General features: G+C 76.8%; 2 protein-coding genes. Both read left to right on the top strand.

All coding sequences use genetic code 11. The features are described 5' to 3' along the window. Positions 1-705: DUF6286 domain-containing protein (locus tag AOK22_RS43825; protein WP_279617116.1), on the top strand; the 705-nt coding region annotated here is incomplete at its 5' end. 445 nt (positions 706-1,150) lie between these two features. Continuing rightward, on the top strand, positions 1,151-1,570 hold a 420-nt coding region (locus tag AOK22_RS38685; RefSeq protein ID WP_157872435.1), incomplete at its 3' end, for an AMP-binding protein.

Here is a 1,570-nt window from a genome sequence, read left to right as displayed (position 1 = left end):
GCCGTGGCCGCGCTCGCCGTCGCCGGGCTCTGCGGTCTGCTCCTGTACGACGTGCTGTCCGTGCACGCCGCCGGGCGGACGCCCGCTCGGTGGCGGACGTCGACGCTGGACTGGCTCTCCGCGCACGGCCCGGACAGCGGCCTGTGGCCCGGCGCCGTGTCGGCGCTCGCCGTGTTCGCGCTCGGTGTGTGGCTGCTGGTGCTCGCCCTCACACCGGGCAGGCGTCGCCGGCTCCCGATGCGGGAGCCGCTGCCGGGCGTGCGCGCGGTCCTGGACCGGGACGCGGTGGCGGCGCTGCTGCGGGACGCCGTCTCGGAGCTGCCCGGGGTCACGCACGTGCGGGTCGACGTGGGTCGCCGCAGGGCACGCGTGCGGGCCGGGCTCACGTTCGGCGAACTCGACGTGAGGCGCGACGAGTTGACCGAGGCGGCGGAGCGGGCCCTCGCGGACTGCGGTCTGGCCCGGCCGCCGCGGCTGCGCGTACGACTGCGCGCCGAGCCGGACTGGCGCGCTCCCGGGCCGCCGGACGCGGGCGGCGCGGTCGTGGGCGCGCCTCGGCCGGATGCGGGGGCGCCCGCGCCCCTGCCGGGCGCGGACATCGGCGCGGCGAAGCCGGACCCGGACAACGCCGTTCCTCACCCCGCCCCGGACGGCCCCGCACCCCAGCCGAACCCGGACCCCGCACCGGAAAGGAGCACAGACTGATGGACCGGCTCCGTACCTGTCTCAACCGCACGGCCCTGGCCTGCGCTGGCGCGGCACTGCTCGCCTCGGGCGCCGTCCTGGCGTCCGCGACGGACCTCGTGCGCGACCGGGTGCCGTCCGGCTGGCCCCACCTCCCCGGCGACCGGGTGTGGCTCGACGAGGGCGACCTCGGCCGGTGGCGCGACCAGGGCTGGTGGACCCCACTGGTGATCACCGCGCTGGCGCTGGGCACGCTGCTGTTCCTGGCCTGGGCGACGGCGCAGGTACGGGCCGGCCGGCTGCGCGNNCCCCTGACCGCCGACGTGCGCCTCAAGGTCCGCTCGCACAAGGCCAGACGACTGCGCTGACACGCCCTGCCCACCGCCCACGGGCTCCACGCCCGGAGCGGCACCTCCCGCGTAGGCTCAACATCGTTGGGGTGCGCAGGACTTGAAAGGGCGGGGACATGGGGCGTGACGAGCTGATCCGGCCGGTTGCGGAGCTGTTGAAGGAGCACGCCGAGCACGCGCCGGGCCGGATCGCCTACGCCGACTCCGCGCGCCGCGTCACGTACGCCGAACTGGAGGCCCGCACCCGCGCGCTGGCCGCGCGGCTCACCCAGACGGAACTCCGCCCGGGCGACCGGGTCGCGATCGTCCTGGGCAACTGCGTGGAGGCGGTGGAGAGTTGCCTCGCCGTCCTGCGGGCCGGGATGGTCGGCGTCCCGCTCAACCCGCGCTCCTCCGACGCCGACCTGGCCCACTTCCTTCAGGACAGCGGCGCCGCGCTCGTCATCACGGACGGCGTGCACCACGCCCAACTGCGGCGCCTGGGGCCGCCGTACGACGGCTTGGACACGTGGGTCACCGGCCCCGGGCCGGTCCCG

Source organism: Streptomyces silaceus (assembly GCF_001419745.1).
GTDB classification, from domain to species: domain Bacteria; phylum Actinomycetota; class Actinomycetes; order Streptomycetales; family Streptomycetaceae; genus Streptomyces; species Streptomyces silaceus.
The sequence above is the reverse complement of the archived record's forward strand: the minus strand, read 5'-3'. Positions and strand labels throughout refer to the sequence as shown.